This window comes from Agrococcus sp. UYP33, from assembly GCF_054060915.1.
In genome coordinates this window covers 290,947-303,913 of sequence record NZ_JBSSDR010000001.1, presented here as the reverse complement: position 1 = coordinate 303,913, position 12,967 = coordinate 290,947, and the positions used below count along the sequence as shown (strand labels likewise).

Here is a 12,967-nt window from a genome sequence, read left to right as displayed (position 1 = left end):
GAGCCAGGAGAGCCATGTCCATCGCACCAAGGCCTGCCGCCCCGCGCAGCGCCGAGCCGCCGATCCTCACCGGATCCGGCGCCGTCCTCCGATCGCTCGAGCTGCTCGGCGTCGAGGACGTCTTCGGCATCCCGGGCGGCGCCATCATCCCGTTCTACGACGAGCTCATGCAGCAGTCGGCGATCCGCCACATCCTCGTGCGCCACGAGCAGGGCGGCGGCCACGCCGCCGAGGGCTACGCGGCCGCGACCGGCCGGGTCGGCGTCTGCATCGCGACGAGCGGCCCCGGCGCCACCAACCTCGTCACCGCGATCGCCGACGCCTACATGGACTCGGTGCCGATGGTCGCCATCACCGGCCAGGTGTTCAGCCACCTGATCGGCACGGACGCCTTCCAGGAGGCCGACATCACCGGCATCGTGATGCCGATCACGAAGCACTCCTTCCAGGTCTCCCGCGCTGAGGACGTGCCCGCCGTCATGCGCGCCGCCTTCCACATCGCCTCCACGGGCCGCCCCGGCCCGGTGCTCGTCGACGTGACGAAGGATGCGCAGCAGCAGTCGGCCCCGTTCGTCTGGCCCGACACGGTCGACCTGCCCGGCTACCGCCCGGTGACGAAGGCGCACGGCAAGCAGGTCGCCGCGGCGGCCGCGATGCTCGCCGACGCCGAGCGCCCGCTGCTCTACGTGGGCGGCGGCGTCATCCGCGCGCACGCGTCGGCCGAGCTGCTCGAGTTCGCCGAGGCGACCGGCGCGCCGGTCGTGACGACGCTCATGGCGCGCGGCGCGTTCCCCGACTCGCACCCGCAGCACCTCGGCATGCCCGGCATGCACGGCTCGGTGCCCGCGGTGCTGGCCTTCCAGGAGTGCGACCTCATCCTGGCGCTCGGCGCCCGGTTCGACGACCGCGTGACCGGCAAGGTCAACGAGTTCGCGCCGAACGCGAAGGTCATCCACGTCGACGTCGACCCGGCAGAGATCTCGAAGATCCGCACCGCCGACATCCCGATCGTGGGCGACGTGCGCGACGTGCTGAGCGACCTGTCGATCGCCTTCCAAGAGCTCGCGTCGAGCCGCCGCACCGACCTGACCGACTGGTGGGAACGGCTGCAGGGGCTGCAGGAGCGCTTCCCGCTCGGCTTCACGGAGCCGAGCGACGGCAAGCTCTCGCCGCAGTTCGTGATCAAGCGCATCGGCGAGCTGACCGGTCCGGAGGGCATCTACGCCTCCGGCGTCGGCCAGCACCAGATGTGGGCGGCGCAGTTCATCAAGTACGAGCGCCCGAACTCGTGGCTCAACTCCGGCGGCGCCGGCACCATGGGCTACGGCGTGCCCGCGGCGATGGGCGCGAAGGTCGCCGAGCCCGACCGCGTGGTCTGGGCGATCGACGGCGACGGCTGCTTCCAGATGACCAATCAGGAGCTCGCCACCTGCACGCTCAACGACATCCCGATCAAGGTCGCGGTGATCAACAACTCGTCGCTCGGCATGGTGCGGCAGTGGCAGAGCCTGTTCTACGAGGGCCGCCACTCGTTCACCGACCTCGAGACCGGCGACGACGCGAAGATGATCCCCGACTTCGTGAAGCTCGGCGAGGCCTACGGCTGCCTCGCGATCCGCGTCACGAAGCCCGAGGAGATCGACCCGGCGATCAAGCTCGCGCTCGAGACGAACGACCGCCCGGTCGTCATCGACTTCATCGTGTCGAAGGACGCGATGGTCTGGCCGATGGTGCCGCAGGGCGTCTCGAACTCCTTCGTGCAGTACGCCAAGGAGCACAGCCCGGTGTGGGAGGAGGAGTGATGAGCACGCACGTCCTGTCGCTCCTGGTCGAGGACAAGCCCGGCCTGCTGACCCGCGTCGCCGCGCTCTTCGCGCGCCGGGGCTTCAACATCGAGTCGCTCGCGGTCGGCAAGACCGAGGTGCCCGGCCTGAGCCGCATCACCGTCGTCGTCGACGTCGAGGACCTGCCGCTCGAGCAGGTCACGAAGCAGCTGAACAAGCTCATCAACGTCGTGAAGATCGTCGAGCTCGAGCCGAGCCAGTCCGTGCAGCGCGAGCACCTGCTCGTCAAGGTGCGGGTCGACAACTCGACGCGCTCGCAGATCCTCGAGGCCGCGACGCTGTTCCGCGCCCGGGTCGTCGACGTCACGACCGACGCGCTCGTCGTCGAGGTGACCGGCGACTCCGCGAAGTGCCAGGCGCTGCTGAAGCTGCTCGAGCCGTACGGCATCAAGGAGATCGCGCAGTCGGGCCTGCTGGCCATCGGCCGCGGCGGCAAGTCCATCAGCGAGCGCGTCCTCAAGTCCGACGCGCGCTGACCACCCGTTCTGAACCACAAGCAAGGAGACACCATGACTGAGGTCATCTACGACGACGGTGCCGACCTCGGCATCATCCAGGGCAAGAAGGTCGCCGTCATCGGCTACGGCTCGCAGGGGCACGCGCACGCGCAGAACCTGCGCGACTCGGGCGTCGAGGTCCGCGTCGGCCTGCAGCCGGAGTCGAAGAGCCGCGCGAAGGCCGCAGAGGCCGGCTTCGAGGTGGGCACGCCCGCAGAGGTCGCCGAGTGGGCGGACGTCGTCGTCCTGCTCGCACCCGACCAGCACCAGCGCCACATCTACAACGACGAGATCGCGTCGTCGATGGGCGAGGGCAAGACGCTGCTCTTCAGCCACGGCTTCAACATCCGCTTCGGCTACATCGAGGCGCCCGAGGGCGTCGACGTCGTGCTCGTCGCGCCGAAGGGCCCGGGCCACACCGTGCGCCGCGAGTTCCAGGCAGGCCGCGGCGTGCCCGTGATCGTCGCCGTCGAGAAGGATGCGTCCGGCTCGGCATGGCAGACGGCCTGGTCGTACTCGAAGGCGATCGGCGGCCTCCGCGCCGGCGGCATCACCACCACCTTCACCGAGGAGACCGAGACCGACCTCTTCGGCGAGCAGGCCGTGCTCTGCGGCGGCGTCTCGCAGCTCGTCCAGTACGGCTTCGAGACCCTCACCGAGGCCGGCTACCAGCCCGAGATCGCCTACTTCGAGGTGCTCCACGAGCTGAAGCTCATCGTCGACCTCATGTGGGAGGGCGGCATCGCCAAGCAGCGCTGGTCGGTCTCCGACACGGCCGAGTACGGCGACTACGTCTCGGGCCCGCGCGTCATCGACCCGCGCGTCAAGGAGAACATGCAGGCGGTGCTGAAGGACATCCAGACGGGTGCCTTCGCCGAGCGCTTCATCGGCGACCAGGACGCGGGCGGCCCCGAGTTCAAGGAGCTGCGGGCCAAGGCCGAGGGCCACCCGATCGAGGCGACCGGCAAGAAGCTGCGCAGCCTGTTCGCGTGGGAGCAGCCCGACGCCGACTACGTCGACGGCAGCGCCCAGCGCTGACCCACCTCTGCGCCAGTTGAGGGTTTGCGTCCGAGTTGCTGACAACTCGGACGCAAACCCTCGACTCGTCTTGTGCGGGAGCCGTCCGCCGCGTTGAGTGGGGGACATGACCTCGCTCTGGCACGCCACCGGCCCCTCCGTGCACCTCGATGCCCCCGGCCGTCGCGACAGCTTCGACGTCGTCGTGGTCGGCGCGGGCATCACGGGTCTCACCACGGCGGTGCTGCTCGCCCGCGGCGGCGCGCACGTCGTCGTGCTCGAGGCGCGCGAGGTGGGCGCGGCAGCGACCGGCAGCACCACCGCGAAGCTGAGCGTGCTGCAGGGCGACCGCCTGCACCGCATCCTCGAGCTCGCCCGGCGCGACGCGGCCAGGGCGTTCGTGGAGGGGTCGATCGAGGGCATGCGGCAGCTGCGCGCGCTGCTCGCCGACACCGACGCGGTGCAGTCCAGGCCTGCCGTCTCCTACGCGAACAGCGGGGAGGGCGCCGAGTCGCTCGAGCGCGAGCTGCTCGCGGCGGCCGAGCTCGGCCTCCCGGTCGAGCGCGGCGGCGCCGAGTCGCTGCCGTTCGAGACCGCCGGCGCCATCCAGCTCGCCGATCAGGCGCAGCTCGAGCCGATGGCGATGCTCGCGGCCCTCGCGGCCGAGCTGCGCGCGCACGGCGGCACGATCGTGCGCGCATCCGTGCGCACCGTGCGCGTCGTCGGCCGCGGCGTGGAGCTCGACACGGATGCCGGGTCGTGGTCGGGCGGCGTCGCGGTGCTCGCGACCGGCTCGCCGGTGCCCGCTCGCGGCACCGCCGCGATGCTGACGGCCCACCGCTCCTACGCGGCCGCGTACCGCACCGCCGGCCCGCTCCCGGCCGTCATGGCGCTGAGCGTCGACGCCCCGAGCCGGTCGCTCCGCACCGCGACGGTCGGCGGCGAAGAGCTGCTCGTCGCGGGCGGCGTCGGCCACGCCGTCGGCCGCCACTCCGATCCGCGCCGGCTGGTCGCCGAGCTCGACGACTGGGTGCGCGCGCACTGGCCCGACGCGCAGCGCACGCACGTGTGGAGCGCTCAGGACTACCGCACGCCGGACCGGCTGCCCTGGGTCTCGGCGCGGCCGGGCTCCCGCGGGCGCGTGCTGCTCGCGACCGGCTTCGACAAGTGGGGCATGAGCTCCGGCGCGATGGCGGCGATCGCGCTCAGCGCGCGGATCGGCGGCGAGGAGCCGGGCTGGGCGCGCACGCTGCGTCGACGCGGCACGACGCCGCGCGCGGCCGGCCGGCTCGCGGGCGGCGTGGCCGCGACGGCGCGCGCCGATGCGGTCGCCTTCGCCCGCACGCTGCGCCCCGCGAAGGCGCCCGCCGAGGGCGAGGGCGTGCTCGGCCGCGTCGGGCTGCGCGCGGTCGGCACCTCGACCGTCGACGGCCAGACCCGGCAGGTGTCGGCGCGCTGCCCGCACGTCGGCGCGCTCGTGCAGTGGAACGCGCAGGAGCGCAGCTGGGACTGCACCGCCCACGGGTCGCGCTTCGCCGCCGACGGGTCGCGGCTCGAGGGGCCGACCGCCTGCCCGCTGCAGGAGCTGCGGCGCGCGGGCTGACCGCGCTCCGGCGCGGTCGCCGTGCCGCGGTGCCGCGGCGCCGTCGCTGCACCGCGACCGCGCGCGGATCGGCGCCGACTGGCAAGGTGGAGCCGTGCACGACGTCACCGAGGATCGCTCCGTCGCCCGCTCCTTCGAGCGCTGGGCGGCCGTCGAGGCGGACGGCCGGTCGCCGCGGTACGCGGAGTGGGCGCGCGGGGTCGCCGCTGATGCCTGGCTCTGCGCGGCGCTCGCCGACCTCGAGCACGTGAAGCGGCAGCCCAACCTGCTGTTCGCGGCCGCGCGCTTCGAGGGCGTCCCGGTCGCGCCGTGGGCCGACGTGCGCGACATGATCGCGGGCGCGTGGACGCGCATCCGCTCGACGATGCTCGCCCGCATGACGCAGACGAACGAGGCGCGGCGGATGGCGACGCTGCTGCCCGCCATCGCGCACCTCCGCGGCCCGATCGCGCTCGTCGAGGTGGGCGCTTCGGCGGGGCTGTGCCTGTATCCGGACCGCTGGCGCTACCGCTTCGGGGCCGGCAAGTACGTCGGCGACGCGAGCCTGCCGCTGCTCGAGACGCAGGCGTCGCCGTCGACCCCGCTGCCGGAGGGGCTGCCGTCCATCGCCTGGCGCGGCGGGCTCGACCTGCAGCCGCTCGACCCGGCGGAGCCCGACACGCGGGCGTGGCTCGAGGCGCTCGTCTGGCCGGATGCGACCGGGGGCGTCGACGGCGCCCGCGTCGACCGGCTGCGCACGGCGATCGCGATCGCGCGTCGCGAGGGCGCGGACCTGCGCCGCGGCGACCTCACGACCGACACCCGCGCGCTCGTCGAGGAGGCTGCCCGGCACGCCCCGACGGTCGTCGTCTGGCACTCGGCGGTGCTCGCCTACGTGCCCGCGTTCGAGCGCGCCGGCTTCGCCGACCTCATGGGCGAGCTGCCGGTGACGTGGGTCGCGAACGAGGGCGCGACGCTCGAGATCGGGCCGCCGGCGCCGTGGGCGGGGCCCGGCGACTTCGTGCTCCGCCGCGACGCCGAGCCGATCGCGATCACCGACCCGCACGGGGCGTCCGTCACCTGGATCGACGACATCGCGACGTAGGCGCCTGCCTGCGGCCGGGCGCCACGGCGCGGCTCGGGGGAGCCGGGCGGCTAGGCTCGATCGGGTGAGCCGCGACGAGGATGCCCTCCACTGGGAGGGCGACGAGGAGCTCGATCACCCGACCGCCGACGCGACCGAGCAGCCTGCGGCGACCACGGCATCGGTCGCCGCCGACGAGCCCGCCGCCCGCTCGCGCGGTGCGCTGCGCTGGCTGATGCTCGCCCTCGCGCTCGCCGCCACGGCCGGCTGGATCGTCATCATCGTCGCGAACCCGGTCGAGCAGCCGAGCCTGCTCGGGCTCGCGATGTACCAGCTCGGCGAGCTGCTCGCGGCGATCGCGCCGCTGCTGTGGTGGTTCCTGGTCGACCGGCTCGCGACCGCGCGGCGTGCGCCGCTGTGGCTCGCGGGCCTGGTCGTGACGGCGCCCTGGCCGCTCGTCGCGGGGGTGCTCGCATGAGCGCCGACCTCGAGGCCGGCGCCGAGCGCGAGCCGCGCGAGGAGCGTCCCGCCGACACCTGGATCATCGCGACGCTGTTCGCGCTCGCGTTCGGCTACGACACGGTCGAGGCGGTCACCAACCTGCAGCAGCTGCCGCTGCTCTACCTCGGCGCCGGCATCCAGGCAGCCACCCCGTGGTGGCTGCTGATCGCGCTCGTCGCGCTCCCCGCGGTGCTGTTCGTCGCGGCGCTGTGGATCGGTCGGCGGATGCGGCTGGTCGCGAGGGCGGGCGTCCTGCTGGCCGCGCTCGCGGTGAGCGCGCAGCTCAGCCTGCTGGCCGAGCAGCTCGCCAGGCAGATCGCGCTCGCGGCGCTCGTCGGCTGACCGCCACTCGCCGCACGGCGGGTGGTCACCCCGCGCATCCGTCAGATGACGCTGACGAGCAGCAGCAGCCCGAGCACCGCCTGGCCGATCGCTCGCGGCACGAGCGGCACCGCGACCGCGCCGAAGCGCTCCGGCTGCCGTGCCGCCTGCGCGTTCGCGGGGAAGACCGCGATCAGCAGCGCGATGAGCCCGAGGGCAGCGGCGAAGCGCACCGGCCACCAGGGCGCGAGCAGGCCGAGGCCGCCGAGGATCTCGGCGACACCCGAGACGACGACGAGCGTCGGCGCCCAGCGCCGCTCGGGGCCCGCGAGCGGTGCGGGCACCATCGCGGCCATCGTGCGCTTGACGCGCGGCACGAAGTGGGCCGCGCCCATCCCGAGGAAGACGGCGGCGAGGATGATGCGCAGCACGAGCTGCGCGATTGCGAAGGCGTCCATCGCCTCCATCCTCCCGCACGCGCGGGCCCGCGCCGACGCGCTCGGCGTCAGCCCTGCGGCGGCATCCCGAACGGCATCGGCGCGTCCGGCCGGACGGGCGGCACGTCGGAGGGCGGCGCGAACTGCCCGTCGTGCCGCGGATGCCGGTGCGCGAGCTCGGCGGACTGGGGCGTCGACCCCTCCTGGCCGCTCGGGATCGCCTCGACGACGACCGCGGTGCCGTACGCGCAGATCTCGGTCCACTGCGTGGCGATCTCGCTCGCGTCGAACCGCATGGCGACGATGGCGTTCGCGCCGCGGCGCTGCGCCTCGTCGACCATCCGGCCCATGACCTGCATGCGCGCCTCGTAGAGCATCTGCGTGAACTCGGGGATCTCGCCGCCGCCGATGGCGCGGAAGCCCGCGACCCAGCTGGAGGCCGCGTCGCGGCTCCGCACCGTCAGGCCCATCACCTCGCCCTGCACGGCGAGGATGCGGAACCCAGGGATCTCGTTCGTCGTCACGATCAGCACGCGGGCATCCTGTCGTGTTGCCCTGCGTGACGCCTGGGCCGAGGCCGGCACGCGACGCTCGGTACGCTGGGGGCGGCACGACGAGGTGCTGCCACCCCACCGCACCGCGCAAGGAGTCCCCATGTCCAAGCCCGTCGTCCTGATCGCCGAGGAGCTCTCGGCCGCGACCGTCGACGCCCTCGGGCCCGACTTCGACATCCGCCAGGTTGACGGCACCGACCGGGAGGCGCTCTTCGCCGCCCTCGCCGACGCATCCGCCGTGCTCGTCCGCAGCGCCACGCAGCTCGACGCCGAGGCGATCGCGCACGCGCCGCAGCTCAAGGTGATCGCCCGCGCCGGCGTCGGCCTCGACAACGTCGAGATCCCCGCCGCCACCGCCGCGGGCGTCATGGTCGTCAACGCGCCGACCTCGAACATCGTCTCGGCCGCCGAGCTCGCCATCGCGCACCTGCTCGGCCTCGCCCGGCACATCCCCGCCGCTGACGCCTCGCTCAAGCGCGGCGAGTGGAAGCGCAGCGCCTACACGGGCGTCGAGCTCTACGAGAAGACGGTCGGCATCGTCGGCCTCGGCCGCATCGGCGTGCTCGTCGCCGAGCGCCTCGCCGCCTTCGGCACGAAGCTCATCGCCTTCGACCCGTTCGTCAGCCCGGCCCGCGCCGCGCAGCTCGGCGTCGAGCTGCGCTCGCTCGACGAGCTGATGGCCGAGAGCGACTTCATCACCATCCACATCCCGCGCACGCCCGAGACGGTCGGCCTCATCGGCGAGGCGCAGTTCGCGCTCGCGAAGCCCTCGCTCCGCATCGTGAACGCCTCGCGCGGCGGCATCATCGACGAGGCGGCGCTCGCGACCGCCCTGCGCGAGGGCCGCATCGCCGGCGCCGGGATCGACGTCTTCGTCTCCGAGCCGCCGAAGGACGACGCGCTCACGAGCGCCCCGAACATCCAGGTCACGCCGCACCTCGGCGCCTCGACCGACGAGGCGCAGGAGAAGGCCGGCGTCGCCGTCGCCCGCTCCGTGCGGCTCGCGCTCTCCGGCGACCTCGTGCCGGATGCCGTGAACGTCGCCGGCGGCATCATCGACGAGTACGTGCGTCCCGGCATCCCGCTCGCCGAGCGGCTCGGCCAGTTCGTCGCCGGCCTCGCGGCGGGCCCCGTCGAGGCTGTCGACGTCGCGGTCCACGGCGAGCTCGCCGGCTACGACGTCAAGGTGCTGCGCCTCGCGGCGCTCAAGGGCTTCTTCTCGTCGATCGTGAGCGAGCAGGTGACCTTCGTGAACGCGCCGGTCATCGCGGAGTCGCGCGGCGTGACGAGCGCGCTGACCGCCGACGAGCGCAGCGAGGAGTACCGCAACGTCGTCGAGGTCGTCGCCGCGACGAGCGACGGCCGCCGCGTGAGCGTCGAGGGCACCCTGACGGGCCCGAAGCAGGTCGAGAAGATCGTCGGCGTCAACGGCCAGTCGGTCGAGGTGCCGATGGCCGACCACTTCGTCGTCATGGAGTACGTCGACCGGCCCGGCATCGTGGCCGCCTACGGCGCCGCGTTCGGCGAGGCGCAGATCAACATCGCCGGCATGCAGATCGCCCGCACCTCCGCGGGCGGCGACGCGCTCTCGATCATCACGATCGACCAGGCGGCGCCCGACGAGCTCGTCGAGCAGGTCGGCAGCGCCATCGAGGCGACGACGATCCGTCAGATCGGCATCCGCGCGCTCTGAGCCGGCGGGCCAGCCGGCCTAGGTCAGCGGCCGCACGTCCATCGTCGAGAGGAACGCGGCGAGCAGGTCGCGCGCGCTGCCGTTCCGGTCGGACGACCAGTCGGCGGGCCGCCAGACGGCGACGACGGTCATCCGGTCGGCGTGCGGACCGCCGACGAAGAACGCGTGGACGTCGGTGTCGAAGGGCACCAGCAGGCCCGGATGGCAGGCGCGGCGTTCACTGCAGAGCCGCACCGCCCGCTGGCCGATCGTCGCGCAGTCGCTGTTGCCGCTCTCGTGGCACAGCTGCTGGGCCCATCGCTCGACCGCGAGCATCGACGCCTCACCGCGGAACGGCACGGCCCACGCGCTGACCCGCACGTCGCCGTGCGGCGACCAGAAGGACTCGTGCGCGACGCTGTCCCAGTCCGCCGCGTCGACCTCCATGGTCCAGGCCCGCTGCGACGGCTCGAGGCGCCAGCCCGGCGGGTGGCCGATCCGGAAGCCGTAGCGCGTCGAGACGTAGGTGGGCCAGCTGCTCGGGCCGGCGGATGCGGACGGCGCGGGGTCCACCCGGGGCGTCGGGCCCACGGGCGGCGTCGCATCCTGGGACGGCAGCGGGTTCGCGGAGGCGGCCTCGGTCGGTGGGGGATCCGACGGCGTGGGCGAGGGCGGAGGAGCCGTGCACCCGGTCAGCACCGAGAGCAGCACGGCCAGCACGAGTGCCGATCTCGACCAGGCCATGACGACCCCCTCAGACGCCCGCAGGATACGCCCGCGGTGCTCGACGGGACAGTCCCCACTGGCGCGGTGTCAGCGCGCCCGGCTAGCGTCGCGGGCATGGACTCCACCACACCCGTCCGCATCGTGCTCGTCCCCGGCTTCTGGCTCGGCGCCTGGGCCTGGGACGAGGTCGCCGAGCTGCTGCGCGGGCAGGGCGACGAGGTCGTCGCGCTCACGCTCCCCGGGCTCGAGCCCGACCACGCCGCCCGCGGCGACGTCTCGCTCGACGACCACGTCGCCGCCATCGAGGCAGCGATCGAGGGCGACCGCCCCGTGCTGCTCGTCGCGCACAGCGGCGCGGCGATCCCCGCGACCGTCGCCGTCGACCGTCACGTCGACCGCATCGCCGGGACGGTCTGGGTCGACACCGCGCCGGTCGTCGACGGCGCGGCGATGGATGCGTCGTTCGAGGGCGAGGCGATGCCGCTCGACGCCGCGTGGGACGACGAGATGGAGCAGGGCTCGATGCGCGACCTCACGCTCGCGCAGCTGGACGAGTTCCGCAGCAGGGCGGTGCCGGAGCCCGGTGGCGTCGTGCGCGAGGCGGTCTCGCTCACCGACGACCGGCGGCTCGAGGTGCCCGCCACGATCGTCTGCACCGCGTTCTCGGCGGCCGACTACCGCGCCTACGCCGAGCAGGGCGTGCCGTTCCTCGCAGGCGTGCTCGAGCACCGGGCGCTCACCCTCGTCGACCTGCCGACCGGCCACTGGCCGATGTGGTCGAAGCCGGTGGAGCTCGCCGCGATCATCGACGTCGCAGCCCGCGCTGCCGCGCAGCGCTGATCCCGGTCGAGACCGACTTCCTCACTGCTGCGGCAGGACCACCCAGACGCTCGCGCCGCCGAGCTCGGCATCGTCGATGCCGATGCGGCCGCCGTGCGCCTCGACGATCCGGCGGCACGTCGAGAGGCCGATCCCGAGCCCCTCGACGTCGGCGCCCTCGCCGCGCTCGAGCAGGCCGAAGACCCGCTCGCGCTGCTCGGCGGGCACGCCCGGGCCGTCGTCGTCGACGGTGATCCGCCAGCCCGCGGTGAGCTCGTGCGCGCGCACCTGGATGGTGGGCTGCGCACCACCGGCGGCGCTGAACTTGAGCGCGTTCGCGAGCAGGTTCTGCATGAGCGCGCGCAGCTGCGTCGCGTCGCCGCTGATGCGGGGCAGCTCCCCGACGTCGATCGTCGCCCGGGATGCCCGGATGGGGGCGTCGAGGTCGTCCACCACGTCGTGCAGGAGCGAGTCGAGGTCGATGGCGCTGCGGCGCGGCCTGCCGCCGACGCGCGCGAAGTCCAGCAGGTCGGCGACGAGGTCGCCCATCCGGCCGGCCGCGCCGTCCGCGCGCTCGAGCGCCTCGGCCACGAGCCCCGCGTCGGCGGACTCGAGGCCGTCGGAGGCGAGCTCGAGGAAGCCGACGAGCGCCGTGAGCGGGTTGCGCAGGTCGTGGCTCACCTGGCCGGCGAAGTGCGCGAGCTGCTCGTTCGAGCGGCCGAGCTCGCGCGTGATGCGCCGCAGCTCGAGCACGTCGATCACCTGCCGGGCGAGCAGCGCGAGCGCGCGGCTGTCCTGCTCGCTGAGCTCGCGCACCTCCTCGTCGAAGACGCAGAGCGTGCCGATCGGCACGCCGGCCGGGGTGATGAGCGGGCTCGAGGCGTAGAAGCGCACGTCGGCGATCTCACCGGTGACGAAGGGGTTGTCGCGGAAGCGATCGTCGACCCGTGCGTCCGGCACGACGACGTGCCCGGGGTGGCGGAACACCACCGCGCACATCGAGTCCTCGCGCGCGCAGACGTTGGGCTCGAAGCCGACCGCCGCGATCTGGTGCTGGCTGCGGTCGTCGATGATGTTGATGACCGCGGTCGAGACGCCGCAGATCGATGCCGCGAGCTGCACGAGGCCCTCGAGGTCGGGCTCGGGCGGCTGACCCACCACGCGATACTCGGCGATCGCCTCACGGCGGGTGATGTCGTCGGCAGTGCGCACGCACGATCCTCTCCTGCAGCGCGATGGCCGCCCCTGGTGTGCCCAGGGTACCGAGCGATGGGGGAGTCGCCGCTCAGGCGCCGAGTCGTCGGGCGACGCGCACGAGCAGCTCGATCTCCTCGCCGGCGCGCGTCGGCTCGACGGCGCCGAGCGCTGAGCGGAAGTAGACGCCGTCGGCGAGCAGCACGACGGTCAGCGCGAGCTCCTCGTCGCCGAGCCGCTCGGCGATCGCCGCGACGTACTCGTCGTCGAGCCGCTGCAGGGCCGCGCGCGCAGCCGCGCCGGCGGGGGACTGGGCGATGCGCACGAGCGCGACGGTCGCGCGGTCGAGGCTGCTGTCGGCGGCGACCGAGGTGCGCAGGAAGGTCGCGACGATGTCGTCGGCGCCGCGCAGCGCCTCGACGTCCGCAGCGCCGAGCTCGCGGAAGCGCTCGATGAGCCCCGCCTCGAGCGCGGCCTTCGAGCCGAAGTGGTAGAGCAGCCCGCCCTTCGAGACCCCGCCGCGCTGCGCGACGGCCTGCACGGTCGCCGCCCGCTCGCCCTCGTCGATGAGGATCGCGACGTAGGCGTCGAGCAGCTGCTCTCGGACGGTGCCGGATGCGTCGCGGGCCATGCAGCGAGCATACCCTTGTCCACAAACCGTCCAGACGGTACAGTAAAGCGGTCGGCGCCCATCCGCGCGCCGGCGAACCGGACGGAGA

Annotated in this window: 14 protein-coding genes; 9 read left to right on the top strand and 5 right to left on the bottom strand. The window is 73.5% G+C overall.

Going from position 1 to position 12,967, the window contains the following annotated elements; translation table 11 throughout:
* The first annotated feature begins 14 nt into the window (after positions 1-14).
* The 7 genes from ACVWW9_RS01470 (at position 15) to ACVWW9_RS01440 (ending at position 6,867) form a co-directional block, all read left to right on the top strand.
* Positions 15-1,802, top strand: coding sequence for an acetolactate synthase large subunit (locus tag ACVWW9_RS01470; protein ID WP_354259343.1), 1,788 nt, complete (start codon positions 15-17; stop codon positions 1,800-1,802).
* Positions 1,802-2,320 (top strand): acetolactate synthase small subunit, encoded by a 519-nt coding sequence (ilvN, locus tag ACVWW9_RS01465; RefSeq protein ID WP_354259345.1) that lies wholly within the window; start codon positions 1,802-1,804, stop codon positions 2,318-2,320. Before ACVWW9_RS01470 ends, ilvN begins: the two co-directional genes overlap by 1 nt.
* Positions 2,321-2,353: 33 nt before the next feature.
* Positions 2,354-3,379: a ketol-acid reductoisomerase gene (ilvC, locus tag ACVWW9_RS01460; RefSeq protein WP_123695965.1), complete on the top strand. Its 1,026-nt coding sequence runs from the start codon at positions 2,354-2,356 to the stop codon at positions 3,377-3,379.
* A gap of 106 nt (positions 3,380-3,485) precedes the next feature.
* Positions 3,486-4,961 carry an FAD-dependent oxidoreductase gene (locus ACVWW9_RS01455; RefSeq protein ID WP_456514102.1) on the top strand — a complete coding sequence of 492 codons (1,476 nt, stop codon included), beginning with the start codon at positions 3,486-3,488 and terminating at the stop codon, positions 4,959-4,961.
* 94 nt (positions 4,962-5,055) lie between these two features.
* Positions 5,056-6,045 (top strand): DUF2332 domain-containing protein, encoded by a 990-nt coding sequence (locus ACVWW9_RS01450; protein ID WP_456514101.1) that lies wholly within the window; start codon positions 5,056-5,058, stop codon positions 6,043-6,045.
* A 64-nt stretch (positions 6,046-6,109) separates the two neighbouring features.
* A complete protein-coding gene (locus ACVWW9_RS01445) occupies positions 6,110-6,502 on the top strand; it encodes a hypothetical protein (protein WP_354259354.1) in 393 nt (130 codons plus the stop codon).
* On the top strand, positions 6,499-6,867 hold the full coding sequence (locus ACVWW9_RS01440; RefSeq protein WP_456514100.1) for a hypothetical protein: 369 nt from the start codon (positions 6,499-6,501) through the stop codon (positions 6,865-6,867). The genes ACVWW9_RS01445 and ACVWW9_RS01440 overlap by 4 nt, the downstream gene beginning before the upstream one ends.
* Positions 6,868-6,908: 41 nt before the next feature.
* Here ACVWW9_RS01440 and ACVWW9_RS01435 read toward each other — a convergent pair whose 3' ends face one another.
* Positions 6,909-7,304: a DoxX family protein gene (locus ACVWW9_RS01435; RefSeq protein ID WP_456514099.1), complete on the bottom strand. Its 396-nt coding sequence runs from the start codon at positions 7,302-7,304 to the stop codon at positions 6,909-6,911.
* Positions 7,305-7,351: 47 nt separating this feature from the next.
* Positions 7,352-7,816 carry a YbjQ family protein gene (locus ACVWW9_RS01430; RefSeq protein ID WP_456514098.1) on the bottom strand — a complete coding sequence of 155 codons (465 nt, stop codon included), beginning with the start codon at positions 7,814-7,816 and terminating at the stop codon, positions 7,352-7,354.
* A gap of 121 nt (positions 7,817-7,937) precedes the next feature.
* Here ACVWW9_RS01430 and serA point away from each other — a divergent pair, with 121 nt between their 5' ends.
* Positions 7,938-9,530, top strand: coding sequence for a phosphoglycerate dehydrogenase (gene serA, locus ACVWW9_RS01425; protein WP_354259366.1), 1,593 nt, complete (start codon positions 7,938-7,940; stop codon positions 9,528-9,530).
* 18 nt (positions 9,531-9,548) lie between these two features.
* On the opposite strand, the gene ACVWW9_RS01420 is transcribed toward serA, so the two are convergent.
* On the bottom strand, positions 9,549-10,253 hold the full coding sequence (locus ACVWW9_RS01420) for a hypothetical protein (protein ID WP_456514097.1): 705 nt from the start codon (positions 10,251-10,253) through the stop codon (positions 9,549-9,551).
* 96 nt (positions 10,254-10,349) lie between these two features.
* Between ACVWW9_RS01420 and ACVWW9_RS01415 the strand changes: the two genes are divergently transcribed.
* Positions 10,350-11,075: an alpha/beta fold hydrolase gene (locus ACVWW9_RS01415; protein WP_456514096.1), complete on the top strand. Its 726-nt coding sequence runs from the start codon at positions 10,350-10,352 to the stop codon at positions 11,073-11,075.
* Between the two features lie 21 nt (positions 11,076-11,096).
* Here the strand turns inward: ACVWW9_RS01415 and ACVWW9_RS01410 are convergent, their stop codons facing one another.
* Together ACVWW9_RS01410 and ACVWW9_RS01405 are read right to left on the bottom strand one after the other, a co-directional pair.
* Positions 11,097-12,266, bottom strand: a complete 1,170-nt coding sequence (locus ACVWW9_RS01410; RefSeq protein ID WP_456514095.1) for a sensor histidine kinase — start codon at positions 12,264-12,266, stop codon at positions 11,097-11,099.
* A 73-nt stretch (positions 12,267-12,339) separates the two neighbouring features.
* Entirely contained in the window at positions 12,340-12,879 is a 540-nt protein-coding gene (locus tag ACVWW9_RS01405; protein ID WP_170165476.1) for a TetR/AcrR family transcriptional regulator, read from the bottom strand.
* Between the last annotated feature and the right edge of the window lie 88 nt (positions 12,880-12,967).

What these genes read in the sequence shown, in the direction of transcription:
- ACVWW9_RS01470 (WP_354259343.1), top strand. Translation starts at nt 15, where the DNA reads ATGTCCATCGCACCAAGGCCTGCCGCCCCGCGCAGCGCCGAGCCGCCG.
- ilvN (WP_354259345.1), top strand. Translation starts at nt 1,802, where the DNA reads ATGAGCACGCACGTCCTGTCGCTCCTGGTCGAGGACAAGCCCGGCCTG.
- ilvC (WP_123695965.1), top strand. Translation starts at nt 2,354, where the DNA reads ATGACTGAGGTCATCTACGACGACGGTGCCGACCTCGGCATCATCCAG.
- ACVWW9_RS01455 (WP_456514102.1), top strand. Translation starts at nt 3,486, where the DNA reads ATGACCTCGCTCTGGCACGCCACCGGCCCCTCCGTGCACCTCGATGCC.
- ACVWW9_RS01440 (WP_456514100.1), top strand. Translation starts at nt 6,499, where the DNA reads ATGAGCGCCGACCTCGAGGCCGGCGCCGAGCGCGAGCCGCGCGAGGAG.
- ACVWW9_RS01435 (WP_456514099.1), bottom strand. Translation starts at nt 7,304, where the DNA reads ATGGACGCCTTCGCAATCGCGCAGCTCGTGCTGCGCATCATCCTCGCC.
- serA (WP_354259366.1), top strand. Translation starts at nt 7,938, where the DNA reads ATGTCCAAGCCCGTCGTCCTGATCGCCGAGGAGCTCTCGGCCGCGACC.
- ACVWW9_RS01420 (WP_456514097.1), bottom strand. Translation starts at nt 10,253, where the DNA reads ATGGCCTGGTCGAGATCGGCACTCGTGCTGGCCGTGCTGCTCTCGGTG.
- ACVWW9_RS01415 (WP_456514096.1), top strand. Translation starts at nt 10,350, where the DNA reads ATGGACTCCACCACACCCGTCCGCATCGTGCTCGTCCCCGGCTTCTGG.
- ACVWW9_RS01405 (WP_170165476.1), bottom strand. Translation starts at nt 12,879, where the DNA reads ATGGCCCGCGACGCATCCGGCACCGTCCGAGAGCAGCTGCTCGACGCC.